Origin of the sequence: Sphingobium sp. Leaf26, assembly GCF_001421665.1 — a bacterium.
Lineage (GTDB): Bacteria > Pseudomonadota > Alphaproteobacteria > Sphingomonadales > Sphingomonadaceae > Sphingobium.
The window spans coordinates 350,482-376,564 of sequence record NZ_LMKV01000012.1 but is presented as its reverse complement, the minus strand read 5'-3'; the positions used below and the strand labels follow the sequence as shown (position 1 = coordinate 376,564).

The following is a 26,083-nucleotide window of genomic DNA, read 5'->3' as shown; positions in this document are numbered from 1 at the left end:
TCAGGCTGCGCCGGTGTCACATTGGGCGGGGTCGCCGCTGTTCAGCCCCTTGCGCAGCCACTGCATCCGCTGCGCACTGGTACCATGGGTGAAGCTGTCGGGCACCGGACGCCGTCCCGCCTCGCGCTGCAACGTGTCGTCGCCGATCGCCTCGGCCGCGCGCATGCCTTCCTCCAGATCGCCCGGCTCCATCAAATTGGTGTCGCGCGCCGCCCATACGCCGGCATAGCAGTCCGCCTGCAACTCCATCTGCACCTGTAGCGCGTTGCCCTCGGCCTCGCTCGCGCTCTGCTGCGCCTTGCGGATCTTGTCGGCCTGCCCCGTGATGGTCTGGATATGGTGGCCGACCTCATGCGCGATGATATAGCCGATCGGGAAGTCGCCCGGCGCATTGAAGCGCGTCTCCATCTCCTTGAAGAAATCGGTGTCGAGATAGATGCGCTGGTCGGCGGGGCAATAGAAAGGCCCCATCGCCGATTGCGCCGCGCCGCAACCCGACCGGCCGTTCTGGCTGTAGAAGACCAGCGTGGGCGCCGGATATTGCTGCCCCTCCGCCTTGAAAATGTCGGTCCAGCGGCGCTCGGTCGATCCCAGCACCTTGAGCGAGGTGCGCTGTACGTCGGTCAACTGGCCGCTGGCCGGCTTTTGCGTTTGCACCTGCTGCCCGCCACCACCACCGCCGATCAGGCTCAACGGATTGACGCCCATCACCACCATGATGATCAGGACGACGGCTATGCCACCGCAGCCGAAACGGCTGCCGATCAGCGGCAACAACATGCCCAGGCCTCCGCCCAGGCCACCGCCTAAGCCGCCACCGCCGCGCCCGTCCTGCACTTCATAATGGCTGCTTTCCTGTTCGTCGTCGAGCCGCATCCCGCTGTCCCTTCAGAGCGCCTTCCAAGCCGGTGGACTCACCTGCTGACCCGGAAAACGCGGTAAACCAAAAACTTAGCGCAGCCGGTCCGATGCAATCGGATCGGAACTGCTCTAATGGCACCATCTTCTGGCCCCTTGCCTATCTGATTCAGGCCGGGGGTGAAACGGTCCTTGCAAGTCAAGGTTGCGACCCTTCCCGATTTGTTACGAGACATTAAGTTGGAATGGCGCGGGCAAAGCCTATATTGCACTGCGACATGGCTGATAGTGAATTTCCCCGACAGGATGCGAAGCCGGCCCGCCGCGCACGCACGCCCCTCCCCCTCCCCCGTGAAGTCGCCTTGCTGTTGCAGGGCGGCGGCGCGCTCGGCTCCTTCCAGTCGGGCGTCTATGAACGACTGGACGAACTGGGCGTCGACGTCACATGGGTCGCGGGCATATCCATCGGCGCGGTCAATGCCGCGATCATCGCAGGGAACGAACCGCATCGCCGCCTCAGCCGGCTGAAGAAATTCTGGTACACGCTGTCGGGCGGCATCCCCAACATGATCCTGCCCGAAATCGACCATATCCGCGAAGCCGCCCATCTGGGCGCGGCCGCCACCGTCGCCAGCTTCGGCGTGCCCGGCATGTTCCGCCCGCGCCTCTGGCCCGCCATGCTGATGCCCGAAGGCACGCCGGGCGCGATCAGCTTCTATGACACGGCCCCGCTGAAAGATACGCTGGACGCCTGCGTCGACTGGGATCTGCTGAACGACGGCCCGGTGCGGCTGTCGGTCGGCGCGGTCGATGTCGAGACGGGCAATTTCGCCTATTGGGACACGCGCGGTCCCGGCGGCAACACGCGGATCGACGCGCGCCACATCATGGCGTCGGGCGCGCTCCCCCCCGGCCTGCCCCCGGTCGAGATCGACGGCCGCTGGTATTGGGATGGCGGCCTCGTTTCCAACACGCCGCTTGCCCATGTCCTCACCCACCAGACCGAGGATATGCTGGTGTTCCAGGTCGACCTCTTCCCCGCCGAAGGGCCGATGCCGCGGCAGATGACCGATGTCTATTCGCGCATGAAGGACGTGCAATATAGCAGCCGCACCCGGCAGGTGACCGACCAGTATCTGCGCCTGCGCCGCGAGCATGGCGCGATCAAGGCGCTGCTCGACAAGCTGCCGCCGCAATTGCAGGACAGTGCGGAGGCGCAGGAACTGCGCCAGTGCCTGGATCAGGGGACGGTCAATATCGTCCACCTCATCTACCGGTCGCGCGCCTGGGAAAGCGGCGCCAAGGATTTCGAATTTTCCCGCGCCACCATGCTGGACCATTGGAGCCAGGGCCGCGAGGCCGTGGAGGAAGTGATGCACAAGGGCGACCTGATCGCCCGCAACATCCTCGACGGGAAAAGCGCGACCTTCGACCTCGACGAACCCGATCATCTCAAGGAGAAAAAGGCATGAGCAAGTCGCTGAACGGCAAGACCGCCCTGATCACCGGCTCCACCTCCGGCATTGGCCTTGCCTATGCCAAGGCGCTGGCCGGCGAAGGCGCGAACATCGTCATCAACGGGTTCGGCGACAAGGACGCGATCGAAAAGGAACGGGTCGGGCTGGAAGCCCTGAGCGGGGCCAGGGCGCTCTATTCGGGTCATGACCTGACCAAGGTGGATCAGATCGAAGCGATGATGAAGGAAGCGGCCGACATGTTCGGCGGCGTCGATATCCTCATCAACAATGCCGGGATGCAGCATGTCGCGCCGGTCGAGGAATTTCCGATCGACAAATGGGATCTGATCATCGCGCTGAACCTGAACGCGGCCTTCCACACGACCCGGCTCGCCATCCCTTACATGAAGGACAAGAAGTGGGGTCGGATCATCCAGACCGCCTCGGCTCATTCGCTGGTCGCCTCGCCCTTCAAGGCGGCCTATGTGACGGCCAAGCACGGCCTTGCCGGCTTCACCAAGACGGTCGCGCTGGAAGTCGCGACCTTCGGCGTGACCGCCAACTGCATCTCGCCCGGCTATGTCTGGACGCCTTTGGTGGAAAACCAGATCCCCGACACGATGAAGGCGCGCGGCCTGACCCGCGAGCAGGTGATGAACGACGTCCTGCTCGCCGGACAGCCGACCAAGCAGTTCGTGACGGCGGAGCAGGTGGCCGCGACGGCGCTCTATTTGTGCAGCGACGCCGCCGCGCAGGTGACGGGCGCGAACCTGTCGATCGACGGGGGATGGACCGCGCAATAAGGGGCGTTGCCAACATGGCCCGCCGTTCCTTCTTCAGCGAAAAGGGAATGGCGGGTTTCGACCATTTGTTGCCGTTCCGGGTCGCGATCTGCACTCCTGACAGCGGACGTTAGGTTTGCTAAATCAGGGTCATGGGACTCGCACGTAAAATCATCCTGCATTCGCCTATTTCTGACGAAACCCTTCTTGATGATTTTGTAGAGCGTTGCCTTCAGGCTGAGGTGTCTCTGGTTGCAATTGTCGGGCCGGGCTGTTCGCAATTGGAAGATTTGATTGATGAAATCGTTGTGGGCGATGGGTCCGTAACTGACCGCTTTCTTTGCACCACGTCTCATTCTGACGAAACATATGACGACGTGCTCAACATGGTCAAACATTGGGAAATGGAACGGGGCGACGCGATATCTGAGGTTCGATTGTAGTCGCAGGCCAACCTGTCTTTATCGACCATAGGCAGACATTAATGAAACTTTGCTATGCCCTCTTTCCCTCTCATTAGTGATGCACCTTCCGCCCAACCGTCCAATTCCTCGTCAGAGAAAAGACCATCCATATAGTCCGTTTCCAAAATTAAATTTGATAGGTCTTGGACTGTTATGAAGTCTGCATCCGGGGAAGAAATTGCGGGAGCCGAGTTAGGAAGGCACACGAACGCTTGACCGTCCCAGCCATACATAATCGATCTGCACGTAACCAGCGACCGAACTAAAAGCCATTTGCCACTATTAGGGTTACCGAAATCTAAGAGCATTTCACGCAACGCTTTTGGATCAGTAATATGCGAGGCCCGCACATGGCCATAAGTTTGATCCAACTCGATGGGCGATCCAGAAAATTCTCCTGCATGCTCCATGGCAAAAAGCGCCGGGTCAGACGACATATGAGCCACGATCAAATCGGCTACTGCTTCAATTTTGGCTTGGTCCGAATTAGGAGCGTCTGCTTCTACATTACTGCCAGATAAATTAGGAAAGATGCCGAAGAGCTTCATATGCACCATATATAATATTTTTGCGGTGATGGAAATCTAGGGCCATGCCACGATGGCAGCTTTTAGCTTGGTCGCCATCATAAGGAGTCAGTCCGCACTCCACCCAACTTCGTCATTCCCGCAAAAGCGAGAACCCATTTCCTGACCTTGCGCCAGGGACTGCGCTGGGGAAATGGATACCCGCCTGCGGGGATGACCAAATGGGATGGGCGCGTTCGCTTCCCCCGTACCCGTGGCATCACAAACCTCTTTCCTAATAGGGTTATCCCTGATCCACTCCTGGCGATGGAACCGGCCCCTTCTTCCCCAACGCCTCCCTGCCGCGCGTCTGTCGCGTCGAAGGCGCGCCGCCGTGACCCGGATGACGCGCAGGTAGCGCGTCGCAGGCGCTTCGCGAGCGCCTTGCGAGCGCTTCAAGCCGAAAAAGCCCTGCAACAGTGTGAACTTTGCACTGTCGCGTCGCTGTCATCCCAACATGCCGCCCCCTCTTTCCATGGCGCCCTCTCTCCGCTAGCCAGACGAGCGTAAAACAAGGGGATTATGATGCGCTTCACCACCAGCCTTGCCGCCCTGGCGCTGGCCCTGATTTCCATGGCGCCCGCCACCGCCGCCATGGCCCAGGACGACGGCAAGAAGGACGACGCGGCGGAAAGCCCCGTCCCCGCCCCCAACATATCCGTGACCAGACATAAGGGCGTGTTCGGCGGCAAGGCGATCAGTTACACCGCGACCACCGGCGAAACCTATCTCAAGGACAAGGACGGCAAGCCGCTCGCGGCGATCTACGCCACATCCTATGTCAAGGATGGCGGCGACAGGAAGCGGCCGATCACCTTCCTCTATAATGGCGGCCCCGGATCGGGATCGCTCTGGCTGCACATGGGCGCCTTCGGTCCCAAGCGGGTGGTGCTGCCCGATGCGCAGGATGACGGCGCGCCGCCCTATCCGGTGGTGGACAATGCGGAATCCCTGCTGGACGTCACCGACCTCGTCTTCATCGATCCGGTCGGCACCGGCTTTTCCCATGCCATCGGCAAGAAAGACCCCAAGGATTATTGGGGCGTGTCGGCCGACGCGAAGTCGATCGCCGAATTTATCCGGCTGTGGCTGAACGACAATGGCCGCTGGTCGTCGCCCAAATATATCGGCGGCGAAAGCTATGGCACGACCCGGTCGGTGGCGCTGATCAACGAACTGGAGGGCAGCTATAATGATGTCGCGGTGAACGGCATCATCCTGATCTCGACCATCCTCGACTTCGGCGCCACGGCCGAGGTGCAGGGCAATGAAATGCCCTATATCCTCAACCTGCCGTCGATGGCGACGACCGCCTGGTATCATAAGAAGATGGGCAATCCGCCCGCAACCGTGGCGGAGGCCGCGCAGCAGGCCCGCGCCTTCGCCATCGGCCCCTATGCCGCCGCGCTTCTGAAGGGCAACGCCCTGCCCGCCGAAGAACGCGCCAGCGTGCGCGCGGCACTGGCGCGGCTCACCGGCCTGTCGGAAACGTTCGTGGACCATGCCGACCTGCGCATTTCGCCCGGCCGTTTCTACAAGGAATTGCTCCGCGACCGGGGGATGAGCATCGGCCGGCTCGACACCCGCTACACCGGCAAGGATTATGACGCGGCGGGCGAGGAGCCGGACAATGATCCCAGCTTCTATGCGATCGACGGCGCCTATACCGCCGCGATGAACAGCTATGCCCGCGACGATCTGGGCTACAAGACGGATCGCTCCTATGTGACGATCGGCGGGGTCAGCGGCTGGGACTGGAAGCTGGACGGCAAGAGCGGCCGGGCCAGCGAAGTCTATGGCAGCGTCGCCCCCTATCTGGGCAAGGCGTTGCGCGAAAATAGCGGCCTCAAGGTCTTCGTCGGCCAGGGCTGGTATGATTTCGCGACGCCCTTCTTCGGCGCGGAATATGCGATGAGCCGGACCGGCTTCGACGCTTCGCGCATCCAATATCATTATTATGACGCCGGCCACATGATGTATGTCCGCCCCGACGACCTGCGCAAGCTGAGCGCAGACATCCGGGCGTTCATCGCGGCGCGTTGATAATAGTTGATAAACGCCTCATGATCGGTGCCGGAGAATAGAGATATGATCAGTGCCGATCTGGGCAAACAACTGGAATCCTTCGTCGCCGGTCTGGTCGAAACCGGCCGTTATAACAGCAAGAGCGAAGTGCGGCGCTAAGGCGTGGGCTTGATCCAGGAGCGTGAAACACGACTGGCCGCACTGGACGCTTCGATCCTGCGCGGTATCGCCGACGTCGATGCCGGACGCACGAAGGAGGCCGGGTCCGTCTTTGACCGATTGGAAACCAAATATCGCGCACTGCCCGACAGGGCAGAATGAAGGGCCAGTTGGCCGCGGACGCTGAACGCGATCTGGAAGCGATTGCCGATCATATCGCGACCGACAATCCCGCTCGTGCGCCTGGTTTCATCCTCGAACTGCGCGATAAATGCCTGAGCCTTGCCGACTATCCCGGAGCGTTCCCGGTGGTGCCCCGCTAAGCCCAGCCGGATGTACGGCCACGGGTGCATGGCCAGTATCCGATCTTCTACAGGGTCGAAGCAGAGCGGGTGGTCGTACTGCATATCCTCCATGGTGCGAGCGATTATCTGGAGCGGCTCCAACTCGACCAGGCATAGGCGCGCCCGTAACAATTCCCCCTTCCCCGGTCACGAAATGACCCTATGCTCCGGATCAGCAAGGGAGATTATCAACATGCGCCATGCGCTTACGGCCGTTCTGGCCGCCGTCAGTTTTGCGTCCATCGCCATCGCCCAGACGCCCCCGGCTTCGGCTCCCGCACCGGAGACGCCCGCCCCCGCCCCGCCCGCACAAAGCGAGATCGGCGCAGCCGTGGCGAAGGATATGGACGGGCTGATGACGCTCTATCGCGACCTGCACGCCAATCCCGAACTGTCGTTGCAGGAAGTCAACACCGCCGCGAAACTCGCCAAGCGGTTGAAGGCGCTCAAGTTCGACGTCACCGAGAAAGTCGGCGGCACCGGCGTCGTGGCGGTGATGAAGAATGGCTCCGGCCCGGTGCTGCTGATCCGCGCAGACATGGACGGGCTGCCGGTGGTCGAGCAGACCGGGCTGGAGTTCGCCTCCAAGGTCCGCACCAAGACGCCCGAAGGTGTGGAGACAGGCGTGATGCACGCCTGCGGCCACGACACCCACATGACCGCTTTCATCGAGACGGCCAAGCTTCTGGCCGGGGCGAAGGACAAGTGGAAGGGCACGCTGGTCATGATCCTTCAGCCGGCCGAGGAAGTGGGCAAGGGCGCGCGCAACATGCTGGAGGACGGGCTTTATACCCGCTTCCCCAAGCCGACCCATGCCATCGCCTTCCATGACGCGGCCAATATCGCCGCGGGCCAGATCGGCTATACGCTGGGCTATGCACTGGCCAATGTCGACAGTGTCGACATTTTGGTGAAAGGACTGGGCGGCCATGGCGCCTATCCGCAGACGACGCGCGACCCGATCGTGCTGGCGTCGCGCATCGTCACCTCGCTCCAGACGCTCGTCAGCCGGGAACAAGATCCGCAGGATCCCGCCGTCGTCACCGTCGGCAGCTTTCAGGCCGGCGCCAAGCATAATATCATCCCGGATCAAGCGAAGCTGCTGCTGACCGTGCGCAGCTATTCGGACGAAACGCGCGCGAAACTGATCGAAGGGATCAAGCGGATCAGCCGGGGGGAGGCGATCGCGGCAGGCGTGCCGGACGACCGGATGCCGGTGGTCAGCGTGCAGGACGAGTTCACCCCCTCCACCTACAACCCGCCCGAATTCGCCGAGCAGATGGCAGGCGTGCTCAAGGGCCATTTCCCCGAGGGCCGCGTCATCAAGACGTCGGCCGTGATGGGCGGCGAGGATTTCAGTCGATATTATCGCGCCGACAAGAGCATCAACAGCTTCATCTTCTGGGTCGGTGGTGTGCCGGCGGACAAGATGGCCGCAGCGGCAGCCGGTCAGGCCAGTCTGCCCTCTTTGCACAGCCCGTTCTGGGCGCCCGAAGCGGACAAGGTGATCGCCACCGCGAGCGAGGCGATGACCGTGCTGGCGCTGGATATCCTGAAGAAGGACTGAGCCAGATAGCCGGGGCAATGCCGCTACGGCGCATTGCCCCGATTCGATGAAGCTACAACAGCATTTGTCATGAGTGTCGCGCGGACTTTTCTGCAATCCTTTGGTGAAGCGGTTTGCTGCATTGACTTGATTTAGGTTATGTTTTCCGTGTTGCTCCAAGGTGCCCTATGATCGCATGCGAACTGGACGATCCTGACGGAATCATCTTTGTCCACGCAACCGGACTATGGTCGATCGCCGATGTCGATCGCCATTACACGCATCTGGGCCTGGTCATCGCCGATCGACGCCGCAATGGCCTGCCGATTCGCATATTGTCCGACGTGACCGAGGCGCAGCGGCAGGCGCGAGAAACCGAAGCCCGCATCCTGCATCATATGGAACGGACCTATCTGCCCACCGACCGTGTGGCCATCCTGGTCGCCGACGTCGCGGACAAGATGTATGTCCGCGCGCGCCTCGGCAGGGCGATCGTCGGCGTGTTCTCTTCGCAATTGCCGGCGGAAATGTGGCTGATGTCCGAAGACCTCCAGCCGCCGGGCATCGCAGCCTGACAGGAGAGGCTCAGGCTCCGAAGCCACCATCGATCCGATCGTGTGCATCGCCCCGGTGATGATTCCCGCTTCCGGTCCGGCCAGATAAGCGGTCAGGCCGGCAATCTCCTCACCAGTGGCATGGCGGCGGATCGCCATGAAATCATGCATCATGTCGGCCATCGGGCCATCCGACGGGTTCATGTCGGTATCGGTCGGGCCGGGCTGGACGATGTTGACGGTGATGCCGCGCGGACCGAAATCACGGGCCAGACCACGGGCCAGCCCCTGCAACGCCGATTTGGTGAGCGCATAGGCCGCCCCGCCGGCGAAGGGCATGCGATCGCCATTGACCGATCCGATCACGATGATGCGGCCACCATCGGGCATTTGGCGGGCAGCCTCGACTGCGGCGTGGTAAGGCGCGCGGACATTGATGTCGATCATCCGGTCGATCGCATCGGCATCCTGCTCCAGCGCATCGCCCAATATGCCGACGCCGGCATTGATGACGAGGATGTCGAGCGCGCCCTGCCGGGCGACCGTGGCGATGGTGGCGTCGCGGTCGGCCGCATCGGAGCGGACGGCGGTCGATCCTGTTTCGGCGGCCAGCGCCTGCGCCGCGTCATGCGATCCGGCATAGGTGAAGGTGACGGCGGCGCCATCCTTGGTGAAGCGGCGAACGATGGCGGCGCCGATGCCACGGCTGCCGCCGATGACGAGGGCTTTCTTTCCAGTGAAGTCGGTCATGATCCTGTTCCTTGAGAAATGATTAGTGATCGCTATATAAATCAGCACAAGGTCGCTTCAAGGATTTTTGTAGTGAGTGATAAAATAAAAACCAGAGGGCGTGGGCGCCCCCGCGCTTTTGACCGGGACATGGCATTGGATCAGGCCCAGGCGCTGTTCCATGCGCAGGGTTATGAGGGAGTCGGCGTGGCTGCGCTCGCCGAAGCGATGGGCATCAATCCACCCAGCCTCTATGCCGCGTTCGGCAGCAAGGCCCTACTCTATGCGGAAGTGCTGGATCGCTATTCGCGCGCCTCGCCATTGAGCGAACCATTGATCGGGCCAGCAACCGATCCTGACGCCCGCCCTGCGGAAGCGCTGACCAACCTGTTGCGCAAGGCGGCCCGCATCTATTCGGCCGATCCGGCGACGGCGGGGTGCCTGGTGCTGGAGGGCGAACGCAGCACGGACGCCGATGCCGCCTGTCGCGCGCGCAGTTGCAAGGACGCCAGCGTGCAGCAATTGCATGGCTTCATCGCCGTCACCCATCCCGACAAGGCGGACGTCGTGGCTGATTATGTGGCGGCGGTGATGTCCGGCATGTCCGCCGATGCGCGCGCCGGCCACTCGACCGAACGTTTGACCGCCGTCGCCAACATGGCGGCGCTGGCGATCGCGGCGATGCTGCCCACCGCCTAGAGCATCGTGCGGAAAAGTGGGAACCGGCTTTTCGCTTAAAACCATGCGAAAACAAAAACTTAGAGCGCGCGACCTGCATCGGATTTAACGCAGCGCGCTCTAGTCCGCGATGCCGCTGGCGACCAGCGTCGTCTGCTTGCGATCGACCGACCAGAGGCGACCGGCGACCTTCGGGTCCCAGTCGATCGCCTGCCCCGGCGATGCTATGCCGATGGTGCGTTTCCATTCCAGCACCGACCCCGCCTCCGGCAGGGCGAGTTCGTACATTTCCGGCCGGTCATGGCCGGTCACATAGAGGCGACCGTCCTTGCTCCAACTGCCGCCCGAACAACTGAAGGGCGCGAACCGGGCCAGCACCTGCTGCGGGAAGGTCCAGGCCGCTTCCTGCCGGAAGCCATCGTCCATCCGCACCAGCAATGTGTAGCGATGGTCACGGTTCGGCTCGCCCCCCTTGCCCGCATAATTGGCGTAGACCGCCCACCATTTGCCGGCATGGCGATCCAGCACGGTCAGCGAGCCGGGACCAAAGCCGAGGCTGACGGTGCGCAGATGGCGCAGCGTCTTCGTGTCGAAAATCTCGATCGCGCTGGTCTGCGGCACGGCGGGATAGTTGGACGCGGCGCAGACAAGTTCGCGGTCCGCCACGGTGCAACTGTTCATATGCGGGAAGAGGCGGCGCTCGCCCTGCCACTGCGCGACACGCTGGCCGGTGGCGATGACATATTTGCCGATCCGGTCGTTGTCGATCGCATAGACATGGACGCCATCCGACGCGACGCCCTGATGCGCTTCGGGCGCGGGCAGGCGCAGCGCGACGGGCGACGGAGGGGGTGACGGCGCATCGGCATCCTGCGCCTGCGCTGCACCGGCGATCGCCAGTACCGTTATAGCCATTATCGTCATTCCGTGCCGCATCGCCCGCTCCGATCAAGAAAGTCCCGCCGATAGGATGCGCATCAGCGGCCTCCCCCATCGGCGAAGCGCAGCGGCCTTTTCTCGGTTGGTCCGTAGCCGATAGCATAGCCGACATGGTCGGACAGGCGCTGGTCGACCGGGCCGCCAAAGGGGATATGTGCGGCCGCCACCGGCATCGGCGCACCGACTGCGCTGCGGGCGAAGATCCAGTCCTTCGACCGGAGGACCGCTTCGTCCAGATCGCGCTGGTCGGCCGGATCGGCCAGCAATGCCTGTGCCTTTGCCTGCTCCCCGCCACCAAGAAGCGGCGCGACGAACGTCAGGCCGGGACGGTTCCAATGCGCAAAGAAGGTTCGGATGCGCTGTGCATCGCCACCGATATTGAGGTCGCCGCCCAGCAACAGCATGCGATCGCGCGGTACATGGCGCGCCACGAAGCGGGCGAGCAGCCCCGCCTGCCGATCGAACGCCCGAAGCGATCGGGCGATCGGTACGCCAGCGGCCTTGCGCGCGTTGAGGTGGGTGTTCACCACGGCGACGGGCCGGTCGATGCCCGGCACGCGCAGATGGGCGATCATCGCGCCCTTATTGGCCAGGCAGTCGAACCCGGCACAGGCAAAGGCGGGATAGGCGATGCGATCGACCGCTTCGATCGGATAGTCGGACAGGATGATGAGGCCGCTGCTCAACGGTTTGTCCAGCGCCTCTCCCCGGTCCCAGCGCGCGGCGTGCAGATAGGCGCGGTCGGCGGCGGTAGCGGAGATGGCGCTGCGCATCGCCGGGTCAGGCCCGGCCGCGACATAGGGATAGCCGGCGCGCCGTGCGAACGCGGTCGGGTCGGCGACGAAACCTTCCTGGATCAGCACGATATGGGGCTGGCGCGCCTCCACCCGCAGTCCCGCCAGCCGATCGGCTATCCGTCCCAGCGCCTCGTCCCGGCCGAAGGCGATCGGCCATGGCAGGCCCATGACATTATAGGTCATGATGGAGAGCGGCAGGTCAGCCTTTGCCGCGACAGGCGACGGCATTCGCCGATCACCGGGCGAACTGACGCTGGGCGAACTGGCGGCCAGCAAGGCCGTCAGGCTCGCAAACAATAAGGCGCGCGCTGGTTTGAACATGATACAGACCCCTGAACGGCGTCTAGCCCGCCCGTGGGTCATGCCCATGTCCGCGCGATGGCAGTGCGGTTAAAGTTGCAAGTCAGCCAGTGTCATCGCGTCGACGCACGCCTGTCATCTATTGGGGCCGATGCCCCTTGCGCCATTTGGTCCAGAGGTGCCGCAGCAGCATCAGCGGCGGCATGCGCAGCCAGTGCGAACGCAGGTAGAAGGCAAAGACCAGCAGCTTGCGGCTTTCCTGCCCCCAGCCATTGCGGGCCAGCAGTCGCGCCCGCGCCAGCCGGTCCCACAGGGTCAGGCATGCTCCATCGCCATAGATCGCAGCCGCCAGTCGCCGCGCCTGCCGCACATGGCTGGCGAGGCCGTGATGCGTGGCCCGCGCCTCCAGCGCCGCCGGATCGGCATCGGGCAGCAGGCAATGAATATCCCACAGATTGCGCAGGCCGCCCTGCATGTCGCCATCGGCGAGCATGTGGGCGACCGAATGGACGATCCGATCCTCGGTCGATAGGACATATAACCCATTGATTATGGGAACGGCGTCGGCGATCATCGCGGCGGCATCGGGGGTCTGCCTTGCAGTCAGCGGCAGCACGGTATGATGGACGTCGATCATCCGGTCGCGCTCGACATGGATCATCGGCGGCAGCTCGTGCATCCATTGCCGATAATAGGCGTCGTCATAGGGGTCTTCCTTGACCCATTCCCATCCCGCCGCGATCAACGCCCGCTCCACCGCCGGCATGGTGTCGCGCGGCACCAATATATCGAGATCGCCGATGAAGCGCCCCTGCCCGGCGCGCAGGCCGGCCGCGACATAGGCCGTGCCCTTGAGTAGCACGAGCCTGACGCCCAGCCCGCGCATCGCTTGCCCCGCCCGGTCCGCTTCCCACAGCGCCTGCTGCGCCTCCCGCGCCGTGTCGCGCTTCGCATCCGTTAGGATCGGCCGCACCCCGTCGGGCACCGCGATATCATCCAGTCGAAAGGCCAGCGTCCCGATCAGCCGCTCGGCCCGCGCCGCGGCGAGCAGGCGGTTCCAGCCATCCGCGTCCAGCCGCCCGACCTGCGCCGGATCACGCAACACCCGCACCAGCAGGGCCGCGCTCATGCCAGTTCCTCCCACAGCCGATCGACCATGGCGAAGGCTTCCTCGCCCGATGCGAAGTCGATCGCCCGCGCCGGCACCTGTCGCACGAAGCGCGTGAGGCCGGTGAAGGCCGGTTCTCCCAACGCGACATAATTGGTGGAGGCCTGGGTGAGACGCATGAAGATTTCGCCCTGCCCCAACGTACGCACGTCGGCGGCATGGCCGAAACGGGGAAAGAGCAGCAGGGCCGGCATCCCACCCTGATCCATCCGTGCAACGGCGTCGGAGCGGGGCACCATATGGCGAATGTCGCCCTTGGCCGTGGCGTTCAGCAGCGGTCCCATGCGCGCTTCCCCTACCGCATCGGCCACGACGTCGATCGCGCGGTTCTTCAGGCTGACGAGCCGGGGAAAGGGCAGGATCGCGCCGCTATCGCAATCGAGCAGAGCGAACTCGTCGCCCATGAAGCGCCAACCCCGCTCGCCCAACAGGGCCGAAAGGGTCGACTTTCCCGACCCGGACTCGCCGGTCATGACCAGCACCCGGCCATCCTTCTCCACGCTGGAGGCATGGAGCAGCAAGTGCCGCCGCCAGCCCAGCGCCATTTGCAGATTCATCCCCATTTCGGCGGCCAGCAGGCCATGGGCAAGGCTCATCGGTGCGGCATCGGCCAGGCCATGGTCGCCGGTGATGAAGATGGACGGGCGTAGGACACGACGCAGCAGGTTGGTCGGCTGGAGACGGACCGTAAAGTCGGCGACCGCACCCCGGACATCGGGATAGGCCGCATAGAGCTGCGCCAATTGTGCAATCGGCTGCGGCCAGGCGGAACCGATGCGAAAGGTCGCGGGGCCGATGCGCAGGGTGATGTTGTGCTTCATGCGAGGCGCACCAGACCCAGCGCGACCAGTGCGTCGAGATGCGCGGTGATTTCCGCTATCGCTTCCTCTTGCGGCCCCAGATCATAATCCCGTGCCAGCCGGTCGTGCATCACCTGCGCGGTGACAGATGCGCCATCGGCCATGCGCTCCATGATTTCCGGCACGGGGCTGATGACCATATGGGTCTGGCCGGAGCGATGGTGGTAGAAAAGCGTGAGATCGTCGAGGATACAGGCCGTAACCGCGTCCGCTGCATCCCGGCGATAGGCTGTCGTCGCGTCCAAATCCGGCATCCCAAACTACTGTCCAACTCGCTGTAGCGCGAAAGACGTAGCCAAGAGCCTAACGCATCAGGCCATGATATATCAGGAGAGGGCTGGCGCCGGCACGGTTTGGCGGACATGGCTGCCGGCCAGCCCTTCGAAGGCGCGCAGATAGCGGTCGAGTGCACGATCGACGCCATGGTCGCGGATCGCGGCGGCGCGCATGGCAGCAGGGGCCGGCCGGGTCATGCTGCGTTCGATGGCGCGGGCGAAGGCGCCTGCATCGCCGACCGGCGTCGCGGGATGCTGCCCGCCTGTAGCTAGTAACAGCCGGATATTGGGCGTGCAGTCGGTAGCAACGACATCCGTGCCGCAGGCCATCGCTTCGATCAGGGTGGCGCACAACCCTTCCCAGCGGGAGGGCTGAAGCAGCAAATCGGCCCGCCCCATCAGTGCAGCAAGTCGGTCGGGGTCACAGACGAAGCCGGCAAAATCGACCCGATCGGCGATGCCCAGCGCCACGCATTGCCGTTCCAGATCATCCCGCAACGGCCCCTGTCCTGCAATGGTGAGGCGCCAGTCATGATGGCGCAACCGCGCCAGCGCGGTCAGGGCGAGCGCCTGATCCTTCTGCCCGGCCAGTCGTCCGACCATCAACAGCCGCCAGGGATCGCCAGCCTGGCGTGGCATGCGCCCGGCGCGGGCCTGCTCCATCGCATGGGTGACGGTCGGGCGAGGCAGCAACCGCGCGTCACCGCTGCCGTCCAGCAGGGCGCGATCATGCTCGCCCATGACGATCGTCAGGTCGCTGAGGTACGCGATGGCGCGGAAGCGCTTCAGTCGCATCCAGGCGCCCAGCCCCTGCTGACCGGGACGCACGATCGGATTGGAAATGCGGCTGACGGCGCGGGTTGCGGTGCCCAGCGTCGCGAGCGCGACCAGCATGTTGCTCTGATTGCCGGCGGAATAGAGAATGTCCGGCCGATGCCGACGGACCATCGCGGCGAGCGCCGGGAATTGCGCGATCATCGACAGGCGGCGCGTCCCGCCCAGAGCAGGCACCTGCCGGATCGTCAGTTCCGGGTCGATCAGATGCGCACAGGCGCCATCCGTGTGCGTCATCCACAATTCCACCGGAACGCCCCGGTGCAGCAAGTGATTGGCCAGCAGGATGGCGACGCGGTCCAGCCCGCCGTCACCGGGTTGGTACAGATAGACCGCCACCGAAAAATCGCGCGCCAAGGTGCGGCGGGACTGAAACATGGATATGCCCTCGACGAAAGATCGGACCGTTGCAGGTTCGACGTCGTCAACGCGGGCAACCCGTATTCGTTCAAATCATCTCAGGGCGATAGCAGAACGGATCAGCGCGGCATTTGCAGCGAGGCGTAGCAGGTAAAGCCGCTCGTCCCCCGCTGAAGCCGGCGGATATAGTTGAGATAGGCCTGATTCTGCTCATAGCCGGTGCCGGGCAGTCGCCCGCCGCGCAGCGCCTGCTTCACCTGTTCGCCGGTGAAGCTGCGACCGGTTCCGGGATAAGCGCCGGGTGTGCCCGACGGCACCAGTTGCCCGCTGGGCGCGATGAAATTGCCGGCACGCCCCTGATCGGGCACAGGGATGGTGCAGTTGAGCACCGAAGCGGCGGTATTGGCGAGCGCGGGGCGAATCGACACAATGGCGGATGCCGCCACCGCACCGCCCATCAGCAATTGCCGGCGGGTAGGCACAGCCAGAGAGTCCGGCGATTCTTGCACAACGGGCGCAACCATTGCATCGGGCGCCTGCGCATCATCCTGTTCGGGCTTCTGGTCGCTCATTGCGTCAAGATCCGTTCGTCCCGCTTGTCAAAGCGTAAAGATTGCACATTATTGCCATAGCCATCGCAGCAATTGCGCGACAAATCCAGCGCGGTAACCATGAATCGACTGACAATATCCCAGATCACGGCCTCCCTCGCCATGCTGTTGCTTGGTACTGGCGGCGCGTTGTTGCTGGGCGCTTCGCCCATCACCATCGCCTTGCCCATCTTGGCGGGGCTGATCGTACTGCTCATCTGCGCCGAAGGCATTGCCGTCCGACCGGTGCATGCACAGGTCGCGCCGGATACGCCCGACCTGATCGCCCATCCCGATTTCGCCAGCCTGCTGGAAGGGATTTCCGACCCCCTGATGCTGGTGGAGCGCGGACGGATCGTGCGGGCGAATCGGGCGGCGCAGCGCTTGCTGGGTAACCATATCGAGGGGGAGGATGCCCGTATCGCCATTCGCCACCCCGCCGCCGCCGAACGGCTGGCCAACAGCGCGCCGATGGCCGAACCGGTGATGGTGGAACTGGTGGGCCTGGGCAGCCGCGACCAGCGCTGGCAGATGCGCGTGGCGCCGATCGGGCAGGTCGCCGATATACGCCGGCTGGTCCATCTGGTCGATCATAGCGGCACCCACGCGGCCGAACGGATGCGGGTCGATTTCGTCGCCAATGCCAGCCATGAACTGCGCACGCCACTGGCCGGCATATTGGGCTTCATCGAGACATTGGCCGACCCGGAACTGGGCAAGGACACCGAAACGCGCCAGCGCTTCCTGAAGATCATGGACGGCGAGGCGCGACGGATGCAGCGGCTGATCGACGACCTCATCTCGCTCAGCCGGATCGAGGCGGAGAAATATCGTGCGCCCGACGCACTGGTCGATATGTCCGAACTGGCGGCCGAGGTGGTAGGCGTCTTCCGATCCAGCCATGGCGAGCGGGGACGCGAGGTAGAGATGGAGATCACGCCTTTATTGCCGAGCGTTCAGGGCGACCGGGCGCAATTGTCCCAGTTGCTGCACAACCTCATCGGCAACTCGATCAAATATGGGCGCCCCGGCACGCCGATCCGCGTGACGCTGAACGAGGGGCCGAGCGGCATGACCCGGCTAACCGTTGCCGACGAAGGTGAAGGGATCGGCCCCGATCATCTGCCGCGCCTGACCGAGCGATTCTACCGTGTCGATTCCGGGCGGAGCCGGGCGATGGGTGGCACTGGCCTGGGCCTGGCCATCGTCAAGCATATCGTGGAACGGCATCGCGGGCGGTTCGACATCGCCAGCACGTTGGGCAAGGGCACGACCATCACCGTGCTGCTGCCACCGCCTGTCGAGGAGGCCCCTGCAAAAAATGACGAAAAGAAGCGACCATCAGCGCTTTCGGGGACGATGTCATAAAAACGAAACCTGACTGTCACAAATGCGCGACTGTCCGCGGCTAGGGCGCTTCCACAGGGGGGCGGCGACTTGCGAATCGCGGCCTTGTTTATGGAGGTTTCCGTGAAGACATTCGCATTGCTCGCCGCCACGACCGTCAGCGTTCTCAGCCTTTCCGCCTGCGGCGACCAGTCCAGCGGCGGTGCCGGCCAGACCCGCGACCAGATCCGCGCGGTCGGTTCGTCCACCGTCTATCCTTTTGCCACGGCGGTCGCCGAACTGTTCGTGCAGGGCAATGCCGGCATGAAGTCGCCGATCATCGAATCGACCGGCACTGGCGGTGGCATGAAGCTGTTTTGCGCAGGCGTCGGCGCTCAATATCCCGACATCGCCGACGCATCGCGCCGGATGAAGAAGGCGGAATATGAGCAATGCGCCGCCAATGGCGTGAAGGACATCGTGGAAATCCAGATCGGCGTCGACGGCCTGGCCTTTGCCGAATCGAACAAGGGTCCGGGCCTGAAGCTGACCCCCAAGATCGTCTATGAGGCGCTGGCCGCCAATCCCTATGGCAAGGGTCCGAACAAGGCCCAGACCTGGAAAGACGTGGACCCCAGCCTGCCCGCGATCGCCATCTCCGTCTTCGGCCCGCCGTCCACCAGCGGCACGCGCGATTCGCTCGCCGAACTGATCCTGGAAAAGGGCTGCCAGTCGGACGAGGCGATGAAGGCGCTCAAGGAAAAGAGCGAGGACGAATATAAGGCGACCTGCACCCGTGTTCGCGAAGACGGCAAATATGTCGACTCCGGCGAGAACGACAATCTGATCGTGCAGAAGCTGGGCGCGAACCCCAATGCGGTCGGCGTGTTCGGCTTCAGCTTCCTGGAGGAAAATAAGGACACGCTGAAGGACGTTTCGATCAACGGGGTCGAGGCGACCTATGAAACCGTGTCGACCGGCCAATATCCCGGCGCCCGCCCGCTCTACATCTATGTGAAGAAGGCGCATATGCAGGCGATACCTGGGCTTCAGGGCTTCCTGAACGCCTTTGCCGCCAACTGGAACCCCGATGGCGCGCTGACCAAGCGCGGCATGGTCGCGGCGCCGGAAGATGTGCGCAAGAAGAGCGCCGAGATCGTCAAGGCGCTGACCGTCCTCGACGGTTCGCAGCTGAAGTAAGGGCGACATGACCGGACCAGCCATCCTCCTGCTGCTGGCGGGCCTGGGCGCGATCGCCTGGGTCAGCGCCCGCGCCCGCGCGCTGCGGCTGCAAACCGTGGCGCGGGCCACGGGGCGGCGTGACGCCGTCCACTCATTGCCTGGCTATCATGGCTGGTATGTCGCGCTGTGGACGCTGATCCCGGCTGCGATATTCCTGATCATATGGGTCAATGTCGCACCCGGCCTCGTCACGCAGAGCGTGCTGGCCGACCCGGCCGCGCAGAGCCTGCCTCTCGATGGCTTCTCCCGCTCCGCCATCCTGGGCGAGGCGCGGGCGATCGCCAGCGGCAATCAGGCGGGCGCATTCAACCCCCTGTCGCAGGGCTTGGTCGAACCTTATCGCGCCGCGCTCGACAAATATGGCATCGCGGGTGCTGTTCTGGCGCTGGTGCTGGCCTTTGCCGGCGGCGCCTTCGCTTTCACTCGCATCCGTCCCGATTTCCGGGCGCGGACGCGGGTCGAGCGGCTAGTGATGGCAAGCCTGCTGATCGCATCGCTGATCGCCATCATCACGACGGTGGGCATCGTCGCGTCGTTGCTGTGGGAAAGCTTCCGCTTCTTCTCCATGGTCAATCCTATCGACTTCCTGTTCGGCACCAAATGGTCGCCGCAATCGGCGGCCATGGGCTATGGCAATGATGATGCGTTCGGCGCGGTACCGCTTTTCTGGGGCACCATCTTCATCGGTGCGATCATCGCGATGATCGTCGCCATCCCGCTGGGCCTGATGAGCGCCATCTACCTGACGCAATATGCCAGCCCGACCGTCCGCAAGTGGATGAAGCCGACGCTGGAGATGCTGGCGGGCGTGCCGACGGTGGTCTACGGTTATTTTGCCGCGCTGACCATCGCCCCTGCCCTGCGTGACTTCGCGGTCGCCATTGGCATCCATGGCGCGTCGTCCGAAAGCGCGCTGGCCGCTGGTCTGGTGATGGGCGTGATGATCATTCCCTTCGTGTCCTCCATGGCCGACGACAGCATCGCCGCCGTGCCGCAATCCATGCGCGACGGCAGTCTCGCCATGGGCGCGACGACCAGCGAGACGATCCGCAAGGTGTTGATCCCCGCTGCGCTTCCGGGTGTTGTGGGCGGCGTATTGCTGGCCGTCAGCCGCGCCATCGGTGAAACGATGATCGTGGTGATGGCCGCCGGCCTTGCCGCCAACCTGACCGCCAATCCCTTCGCCAGCGTGACCACCGTGACGACCCAGATCGTCCAGTTGCTGACCGGCGACCAGGAGTTCGACAGCGCGAAGACGCTGGCAGCCTTTGCGCTGGGTCTGGTGCTGTTCATCGTTACCCTGTTGCTCAACATCGTGGCCCTGCGGGTCGTGAAGAAATATCGCGAGGCATACGAATGACCGCTGTTCGCAACCCCACCGACTGGAAGTCGGAGGCCATGCGCAAGCGGATCGCGGGGCGCTATGCCGCCGAACGCCGCTTCAAATTCGCCGGCCTGTTCGCCGTGGTCCTGTCCGCATCCTTCCTCGCCTTTCTGCTCGTCACCATGATGGGCAATGGCCTGCGCGGCTTCACCCGGACCGAGATTGCGTTGAAGGTCGATTTCCCGGCCTCGCCACTGCTGCTCGATCCCAAGGCGATCACGGACGAGGCTCTGGCCAACGCCAATCTGCCGATGGTGACGGGCACGGTGGCCAAGACGGTGTTGGGCGAGAAGGCGGACGACCTGCTGTCGCCCACCGCCTGGATCAGCATCCGTGACGCGATCAAGGCCGATCCTATGATCCTGAGCCGCACCGCGACGATCAGCGTGCCGGCCTCCACCGGTCTGGACCTTGCCGCCAAGAGCAAAGGTTCTCCCGAAATGGAGGCGGAAGTGGCGCGGCTGAAACAGCAGGGTATCCTGTCGACCGGTTTCAACATGGGCTTCCTGACTGCCAGCGACGGTACCGATCCGACGCAGGTCGGCATCTGGGGCGCGTTCAAGGGATCGTTGCTGACGATGCTCGTCACGCTGATCCTCAGCTTCCCGGTGGGCGTAGCGACCGCGCTCTATCTGGAGGAATATGCGGCCAAGAACTGGTGGACCGACATCATCGAGGTGTCGATCAACAATCTGGCGGCGGTCCCCTCGATCATCTTCGGCCTGCTGGGGCTTTCGATCTTCCTGAACCTGGCCCATCTGCCGCGATCGGCGGCGCTGGTCGGTGGCATGACGCTGGCGCTGATGACGATGCCGGTCATCGTCATCGCCGGGCGCAACGCGATCAAGTCGGTGCCGCCCAGCATCCGCGACGCGGCATTGGGCATTGGGGCCAGTCCGGTGCAGGTGGTGTTCCAGCATGTGCTGCCGCTCGCCCTGCCCGGCATATTGACCGGCACGATCATCGGCATGGCCCGCGCCCTGGGCGAAACCGCGCCGCTGCTCATGATCGGGATGCGCGCGTTCATCGCGACGCCGCCGGGCGGGATCACCGATCCGGCGACCGTGTTGCCCGTGCAGATTTTCCTCTGGTCCGATGAAGTCTCCAAGGGTTTCGTCGAAAAGACGTCCGCCGCGATCATCGTTCTGCTGGCCTTCCTGCTCGCGATGAACGGCCTCGCCATATACCTGCGCAACAAGTTTGAAACACGGTGGTAAACCGCAATATGACAGAAGAACAAATCAAGCTGGCCATTGAAAACCCGAAGATGTCGGCTCGCGACGTCAAGGTTTTCTATGGCGAAAAGCAGGCGATCAAGGGCGTGTCGATCGACGTCGGCATGGACCATGTCACCGCCTTCATCGGCCCGTCGGGCTGCGGCAAGTCGACATTCCTGCGGACGCTGAACCGCATGAACGATACGGTCGCTTCGGCGCGGGTCGAGGGTGAGATCACGCTGGACGGCGAAAATATCTATGCTCCGTCGATGGACGTGGTGCAGTTGCGCGCGCGCGTCGGCATGGTGTTCCAGAAGCCCAATCCCTTCCCCAAGTCGATCTACGAGAATATCGCCTATGGGCCGCGCATCCACGGCCTGGCCGCGGGCAAGGCGGACATGGACGTCATCGTCGAAAAATCGCTGCGCCGTGCGGGCCTGTGGGACGAGGTGAAGGATCGGCTGCATGACAGCGGCACCGCCTTGTCGGGTGGCCAGCAGCAGCGGCTGTGCATTGGGCGCGCCATTGCGGTGGAGCCGGAGGTGATCCTGATGGACGAACCCTGTTCCGCGCTGGACCCGATCGCGACGGCGAAGATCGAGGAGCTGATCCACGAACTGCGCGGCCGTTATGCCATCGTCATCGTCACGCACAATATGCAGCAGGCCGCGCGCGTGTCGCAGCGGACCGCCTTTTTCCATCTGGGCGACCTGGTCGAATATGGCGTGACCAGCGACATCTTCACCAATCCCCGCCAGGAGCGGACCAAGGACTATATCACCGGTCGCTACGGCTGATCGCGGGAGAGACAGACATGGCTGAACATACGATCAAGGCATTTGACGAGGAAATCGACCGGTTGCGCGGGCTGATCGCCGAGATGGGCGGGCGCGCGGAAGCCGCGATCGAGAATGCGATGCTGGCCCTCCAGCGGCAGGACAAGAAGCTGGCTGCCGAAGTGGTGGCCGACGACAAGCGGATCGACGCGATCGAGGCGGAGGTCGAGAAACTGGTGATCCAGGTGATCGCGCTTCGAGCGCCCATGGCGAATGATCTGCGCGACGTCATCGCGGCGCTCAAGATCGTGAGCGTCGTGGAACGCATCGGCGACTATGCCAAGAATATCGCCAAGCGCGTGCCGCTGATCGCGACCAACACGCGCACGCTGGAGCCGATTTCGCTGCTGCCGTCCATGGGGCAGGTCGCGAGCGAGATGGTGCATGATGCGCTGAACGCCTTTGCCGCACGCGATCCCGACCTGGCGCTGGCGGTGATCGAGCGGGACGCGGTGGTGGACGATTTCTACAACAGCGTGTTCCGCACGCTGGTGACGTTCATGGTCGAAAATCCCAAGACGATCAGCGAATGCGCCCACCTGCTGTTCGTCGCCAAGAATATCGAGCGGATCGGCGACCATGCGACCAATGTCGCGGAGATGGTCTATTATGCGGCCACCGGCCAGACCCTGCCGGAGCGTGAGCGCGGCGCCGGCTTGCAGACGGAGGATTGATCCATGGCACGCGCGAAAATGCTGCTGGTCGAGGACGACGCGGCGCTGGCCGAATTGCTGATCTGGCATTTCAAGCGGGAGGATTTCGAGGTCGCCCATACGGTCGACGGCGAAGAGGCGCTGCTGATGGCGCAGGAAAGTACGCCAGACATCGTGCTGCTCGACTGGATGGTGGAAAGCCTGTCCGGCATCGAGGTATGCCGCCGCCTGCGTCGCATGAACGGCACGGCCAACGTGCCCATCATCATGCTGACGGCGCGCGGTGAGGAAGAGGATCGGGTCCGTGGGCTGGAAACGGGCGCGGACGATTATGTGACCAAGCCCTTCAGTCCCCGCGAACTCGTGGCGCGAGTCGGCGCGGTGCTGCGTCGCGTGCGCCCGGCGCTGGCTGGTGAGACGCTGACCTTCTCCGACGTGGAGATGGATACGGTGGGGCACAAGGTCCGCCGCAGCGGCCAGGTGATCCCGCTAGGACCGACCGAGTTCCGCCTGCTCAAGCATTTCCTGGAGCATCCGGGCTGGGTCTTTTCGCGCGAGCGGCTGCTCGACAGCGTCTGGGGCCAGGACAGCGACATCGAGTTGCGGACGGTGGACGTGCATATCCGCCGTCTGCGCAAGGCGATCAACGGCGACGGCCAGTATCAGGACATCATCCGCACCGTTCGGTCGGCCGGCTATGCGCTCGATACGGACGGAATAAGCTGATTTCACCAACCAGGGCTGAAAAAACAAAGCCTCCCCAAGGCAATTTGGGGAGGCTTTGTTTTGGCTATCCGCCGAATCGGATCAGGCGGCGCGGCGGGCCTTGCTCAGTTTCTTGAGCAGCATGTCGCGCTTCATGCGGGACAGATGGTCGATGAAGAGGATGCCCTCCAGATGGTCCATCTCATGCTGGAGGCAGGTGGCGAGCAGCCCGTCCAGTTGCTCTTCATGGATGCGGCCTTCGCGGTCCATCCAACTGGCGCGGACGGTGGCAGGGCGTTCCACTTCGGCATATTGGTCGGGCACCGACAGGCATCCTTCCTGATAGACCGACAATTCTTCGGAACCCTTGAGGATTTCGGGGTTGATGAACACCATCGGATTTTTGACCGGCTTGGCGTCTTCTTCGTCCGATTCGGGTTCCTGAAGGTCCATGACCAGCACACGCTTGGGCACACCGACCTGAATCGCGGCGAGGCCGATACCCGGCGCGTCGTACATGGTTTCGAACATGTCATCGATCAGCATTTGCAGATCGTCGTCAATCGCCTCGACGCGGGTCGAGATGGTGCGCAGGCGCGGGTCGGGCGCTTCAAGAATGGGACGGATAGCCATGGTCCGAACATAGGCGGAACAGGTGGCAATATCAAGCGGGGCGACAAGGGGTGCGCGCCGCTTAACTTCGCATATTTCCCGCATATTTTGAAATATAAGATCAAGAGTTGGAAATTAACATATAAAATCTGCGGCGGCTGTCGGGTAGCATAGCGGAGATGGGAAGCATAGGACAGTATGTTCGCGAGCATGTTCCGCCCATCGTTCCCCGGAACGCACATCCTGCCCCTACCCCACCGGCCGCCGCGCCCGCAGCGCCTGCGCCAGCGTGCCCTCATCCAGATAATCGAGTTCGCCGCCGACCGGCACGCCATGCGCCAGTTGCGTCAGGCGGATAGGAAAGCGCTCCAGCCGTTCGGCCAGATAATGAGCGGTGGTCTGCCCCTCCAGCGTGGCGTTCATCGCCAGCACCACCTCATCTATGCCGCCCGGTTCCAGCCGTGCGATCAGGGCGTCGATGGTGAGATCCTCCGGCCGTATCCCTTCCAGCGCAGAGAGCCGCCCGCCCAGCACATGGAAGCGGCCGGGAAAGAGGCGTGACTTGTCCAGCGCCCACAGGTCCGACACATCCTCCACCACGCACAGCGCGCGCGGATCGCGGCGATGATCGGTGCAGATACCGCAGGGGTCGACCGTGTCGACATTGCCGCAGATGTGACAGGTGACGAGCCGCTCATTCACCGCCTCCAGCGCGCGCAGCAACGGCTCCATCGCGCCTTCGCGGCGTTTGAGCAGATGCAGCACCGCGCGCCGCGCCGAACGGGGCCCAAGACCGGGCAGACGGGACAGCGCTTGAGTAAGTGCTTCGATTTCAGGAGAGGCCATATCATGAGATAAGGGGTTGCAACTGGGAGAGACAAGGGGTTTGAGCATCGGTCATGCGTATCATCTATATGGGCACACCCGATTTCGCCGTTCCTTCGCTCGATGCGCTGGTCAAGGCAGGGCATGACGTCGTCGCGGTCTACAGCCAGCCGCCCCGGCCCGCCGGTCGCGGCAAGGCGTTGCGACCCTCCCCCGTTCATATGCGCGCCGAGGAATTGGGCATGGAGGCACGGACGCCGGTATCGCTCAAGGATGCGGACGTGCAGGCTGCCTTCGCCGCGCTGGACGCCGATGTCGCGGTGGTCGCCGCCTATGGGCTGATCCTGCCGCGCGCGGTGCTGGACGCGCCGCGCCATGGCTGCATGAACATCCATGCCTCGCTGCTGCCGCGCTGGCGCGGGGCGGCCCCGATCCAGCGGGCGATCCTGTCCGGCGACAATGTCACCGGCGTCACCATCATGGACATGGAGGCTGGTCTGGACACCGGGCCGATGCGGGCCAAATATATCACGCCGATCGAATATAAGACTGCTGGCGCGCTGACCGCCGAACTGGCGCAGGCCGGCGGCGCGCTGATGGTCGAGGTGCTGGACGATATTTCCCTCCATCCATCGATGGCGCAGCCCGAAGAAGGCGTCACCTACGCGGCCAAGATCGACAAGGCGGAGGCGCGGATCGACTTCACGCGCCCGGCGATTCAGGTCGAGCGGCAGGTGCGGGCCTTCAATCCGTTCCCCGGCGCTTTCTTTGAATATGGCGGCGAACGGTTCCGCATTCTGGCGGCCCATGTCGAGCATGAGGATGGCGCGCCCGGCGCATTGCTGGACGACGCCCTGCTGATCGGGTGCGGCCATGGGGCGATCCGCGTCACGCAAATCCAGCGCGCGGGAAAAGCCGTGATGACGCCGGGCGATCTGCTGCGCGGTTACGAAATGCCGCAGGGGAGCCGGGTGGATGGGTAATAGGCGCGAAGGTCG

At 63.5% G+C, this 26,083-nt stretch carries 28 protein-coding genes and 1 pseudogene; 17 read left to right on the top strand and 12 right to left on the bottom strand.

The window, feature by feature from the left end:
- Positions 1–876, bottom strand: a complete 876-nt coding sequence (gene ypfJ / locus ASE85_RS10730) for a KPN_02809 family neutral zinc metallopeptidase (protein WP_056687613.1) — start codon at positions 874–876, stop codon at positions 1–3.
- A 260-nt stretch (positions 877–1,136) separates the two neighbouring features.
- Between ypfJ and ASE85_RS10725 the strand changes: the two genes are divergently transcribed.
- From ASE85_RS10725 to ASE85_RS10715, 3 genes are all read left to right on the top strand, one after another.
- Positions 1,137–2,330, top strand: a complete 1,194-nt coding sequence (locus ASE85_RS10725) for a DUF3734 domain-containing protein (RefSeq protein WP_056687611.1) — start codon at positions 1,137–1,139, stop codon at positions 2,328–2,330.
- Positions 2,327–3,118: a 3-hydroxybutyrate dehydrogenase gene (locus ASE85_RS10720; protein WP_056687610.1), complete on the top strand. Its 792-nt coding sequence runs from the start codon at positions 2,327–2,329 to the stop codon at positions 3,116–3,118. The genes ASE85_RS10725 and ASE85_RS10720 overlap by 4 nt, the downstream gene beginning before the upstream one ends.
- Before the next feature lie 131 nt (positions 3,119–3,249).
- Positions 3,250–3,540 carry a hypothetical protein gene (locus ASE85_RS10715; protein WP_056687608.1) on the top strand — a complete coding sequence of 97 codons (291 nt, stop codon included), beginning with the start codon at positions 3,250–3,252 and terminating at the stop codon, positions 3,538–3,540.
- A 38-nt stretch (positions 3,541–3,578) separates the two neighbouring features.
- Here the strand turns inward: ASE85_RS10715 and ASE85_RS22970 are convergent, their stop codons facing one another.
- Positions 3,579–4,118 carry a hypothetical protein gene (locus tag ASE85_RS22970; protein WP_162237441.1) on the bottom strand — a complete coding sequence of 180 codons (540 nt, stop codon included), beginning with the start codon at positions 4,116–4,118 and terminating at the stop codon, positions 3,579–3,581.
- Between the two features lie 534 nt (positions 4,119–4,652).
- Here ASE85_RS22970 and ASE85_RS10710 point away from each other — a divergent pair.
- From ASE85_RS10710 to ASE85_RS23875, 5 genes are all read left to right on the top strand, one after another.
- Entirely contained in the window at positions 4,653–6,170 is a 1,518-nt protein-coding gene (locus tag ASE85_RS10710) for a S10 family peptidase (protein WP_056687605.1), read from the top strand.
- A 150-nt stretch (positions 6,171–6,320) separates the two neighbouring features.
- Positions 6,321–6,473, top strand: a complete 153-nt coding sequence (locus ASE85_RS23885; RefSeq protein WP_235523488.1) for a hypothetical protein — start codon at positions 6,321–6,323, stop codon at positions 6,471–6,473.
- A gap of 8 nt (positions 6,474–6,481) precedes the next feature.
- Complete coding sequence (locus tag ASE85_RS23880; protein ID WP_235523487.1) at positions 6,482–6,634, top strand: type II toxin-antitoxin system RelE/ParE family toxin; 153 nt, start codon at positions 6,482–6,484, stop codon at positions 6,632–6,634.
- A 214-nt stretch (positions 6,635–6,848) separates the two neighbouring features.
- Positions 6,849–8,222: an amidohydrolase gene (locus ASE85_RS10695; RefSeq protein WP_056687603.1), complete on the top strand. Its 1,374-nt coding sequence runs from the start codon at positions 6,849–6,851 to the stop codon at positions 8,220–8,222.
- Positions 8,223–8,389: 167 nt separating this feature from the next.
- Positions 8,390–8,776 carry a hypothetical protein gene (locus ASE85_RS23875; protein ID WP_082462752.1) on the top strand — a complete coding sequence of 129 codons (387 nt, stop codon included), beginning with the start codon at positions 8,390–8,392 and terminating at the stop codon, positions 8,774–8,776.
- A 10-nt stretch (positions 8,777–8,786) separates the two neighbouring features.
- Here ASE85_RS23875 and bdcA read toward each other — a convergent pair.
- Positions 8,787–9,505 (bottom strand): annotated as a pseudogene (gene bdcA / locus ASE85_RS10690) (SDR family oxidoreductase).
- A gap of 129 nt (positions 9,506–9,634) precedes the next feature.
- Between bdcA and ASE85_RS10685 the strand changes: the two are divergent.
- Complete coding sequence (locus ASE85_RS10685; RefSeq protein ID WP_235523484.1) at positions 9,635–10,183, top strand: TetR/AcrR family transcriptional regulator; 549 nt, start codon at positions 9,635–9,637, stop codon at positions 10,181–10,183.
- A 99-nt stretch (positions 10,184–10,282) separates the two neighbouring features.
- Here ASE85_RS10685 and ASE85_RS10680 read toward each other — a convergent pair whose 3' ends face one another.
- From ASE85_RS10680 to ASE85_RS10650, 7 genes are all read right to left on the bottom strand, one after another.
- Positions 10,283–11,077: a hypothetical protein gene (locus ASE85_RS10680; RefSeq protein WP_235523482.1), complete on the bottom strand. Its 795-nt coding sequence runs from the start codon at positions 11,075–11,077 to the stop codon at positions 10,283–10,285.
- 62 nt (positions 11,078–11,139) lie between these two features.
- Positions 11,140–12,219: an endonuclease/exonuclease/phosphatase family protein gene (locus ASE85_RS10675; protein ID WP_056687597.1), complete on the bottom strand. Its 1,080-nt coding sequence runs from the start codon at positions 12,217–12,219 to the stop codon at positions 11,140–11,142.
- 118 nt (positions 12,220–12,337) lie between these two features.
- The gene (locus ASE85_RS10670; RefSeq protein WP_056687595.1) at positions 12,338–13,327 is read right to left on the bottom strand and encodes a nucleotidyltransferase domain-containing protein; all 990 of its coding nucleotides are present in this window, start codon (positions 13,325–13,327) and stop codon (positions 12,338–12,340) included.
- A complete protein-coding gene (locus ASE85_RS10665; protein ID WP_056687593.1) occupies positions 13,324–14,187 on the bottom strand; it encodes an HprK-related kinase A in 864 nt (287 codons plus the stop codon). The genes ASE85_RS10670 and ASE85_RS10665 overlap by 4 nt, the downstream gene beginning before the upstream one ends.
- A complete protein-coding gene (locus tag ASE85_RS10660) occupies positions 14,184–14,480 on the bottom strand; it encodes an HPr-rel-A system PqqD family peptide chaperone (protein ID WP_056687591.1) in 297 nt (98 codons plus the stop codon). Before ASE85_RS10660 ends, ASE85_RS10665 begins: the two co-directional genes overlap by 4 nt.
- 72 nt (positions 14,481–14,552) lie before the next feature.
- Positions 14,553–15,713, bottom strand: a complete 1,161-nt coding sequence (locus ASE85_RS10655) for a glycosyltransferase (protein ID WP_056687589.1) — start codon at positions 15,711–15,713, stop codon at positions 14,553–14,555.
- A gap of 101 nt (positions 15,714–15,814) precedes the next feature.
- Positions 15,815–16,219, bottom strand: a complete 405-nt coding sequence (locus tag ASE85_RS10650; RefSeq protein WP_443018521.1) for a hypothetical protein — start codon at positions 16,217–16,219, stop codon at positions 15,815–15,817.
- Positions 16,220–16,366: 147 nt separating this feature from the next.
- On the opposite strand from ASE85_RS10650, the gene ASE85_RS10645 reads away from it, so the two are divergent.
- The 7 genes from ASE85_RS10645 to phoB all read left to right on the top strand — a co-directional run bounded on the left by ASE85_RS10645 (position 16,367) and on the right by phoB (position 23,669).
- Complete coding sequence (locus ASE85_RS10645; protein ID WP_056687584.1) at positions 16,367–17,653, top strand: ATP-binding protein; 1,287 nt, start codon at positions 16,367–16,369, stop codon at positions 17,651–17,653.
- A 90-nt stretch (positions 17,654–17,743) separates the two neighbouring features.
- Complete coding sequence (locus ASE85_RS10640; RefSeq protein WP_200928335.1) at positions 17,744–18,811, top strand: substrate-binding domain-containing protein; 1,068 nt, start codon at positions 17,744–17,746, stop codon at positions 18,809–18,811.
- A 7-nt stretch (positions 18,812–18,818) separates the two neighbouring features.
- Positions 18,819–20,213, top strand: coding sequence for a phosphate ABC transporter permease subunit PstC (gene pstC, locus ASE85_RS10635; protein WP_056687582.1), 1,395 nt, complete (start codon positions 18,819–18,821; stop codon positions 20,211–20,213).
- Positions 20,210–21,454 (top strand): phosphate ABC transporter permease PstA, encoded by a 1,245-nt coding sequence (gene pstA / locus ASE85_RS10630; protein WP_056687580.1) that lies wholly within the window; start codon positions 20,210–20,212, stop codon positions 21,452–21,454. The genes pstC and pstA overlap by 4 nt, the downstream gene beginning before the upstream one ends.
- Before the next feature lie 8 nt (positions 21,455–21,462).
- On the top strand, positions 21,463–22,251 hold the full coding sequence (gene pstB, locus ASE85_RS10625; protein ID WP_056687578.1) for a phosphate ABC transporter ATP-binding protein PstB: 789 nt from the start codon (positions 21,463–21,465) through the stop codon (positions 22,249–22,251).
- Between the two features lie 17 nt (positions 22,252–22,268).
- Positions 22,269–22,964 carry a phosphate signaling complex protein PhoU gene (gene phoU, locus ASE85_RS10620; protein WP_056687576.1) on the top strand — a complete coding sequence of 232 codons (696 nt, stop codon included), beginning with the start codon at positions 22,269–22,271 and terminating at the stop codon, positions 22,962–22,964.
- A gap of 3 nt (positions 22,965–22,967) precedes the next feature.
- On the top strand, positions 22,968–23,669 hold the full coding sequence (phoB, locus tag ASE85_RS10615) for a phosphate regulon transcriptional regulator PhoB (protein WP_056687574.1): 702 nt from the start codon (positions 22,968–22,970) through the stop codon (positions 23,667–23,669).
- Between the two features lie 81 nt (positions 23,670–23,750).
- Here phoB and def read toward each other — a convergent pair whose 3' ends face one another.
- Positions 23,751–24,281: a peptide deformylase gene (gene def, locus ASE85_RS10610; protein WP_056687572.1), complete on the bottom strand. Its 531-nt coding sequence runs from the start codon at positions 24,279–24,281 to the stop codon at positions 23,751–23,753.
- Between the two features lie 228 nt (positions 24,282–24,509).
- Positions 24,510–25,106 carry a recombination mediator RecR gene (gene recR / locus ASE85_RS10605; RefSeq protein ID WP_056687570.1) on the bottom strand — a complete coding sequence of 199 codons (597 nt, stop codon included), beginning with the start codon at positions 25,104–25,106 and terminating at the stop codon, positions 24,510–24,512.
- Positions 25,107–25,159: 53 nt separating this feature from the next.
- On the opposite strand from recR, the gene fmt reads away from it, so the two are divergent.
- Complete coding sequence (gene fmt, locus ASE85_RS10600; RefSeq protein WP_056687568.1) at positions 25,160–26,068, top strand: methionyl-tRNA formyltransferase; 909 nt, start codon at positions 25,160–25,162, stop codon at positions 26,066–26,068.
- The last annotated feature ends 15 nt before the right edge of the window (positions 26,069–26,083 follow it).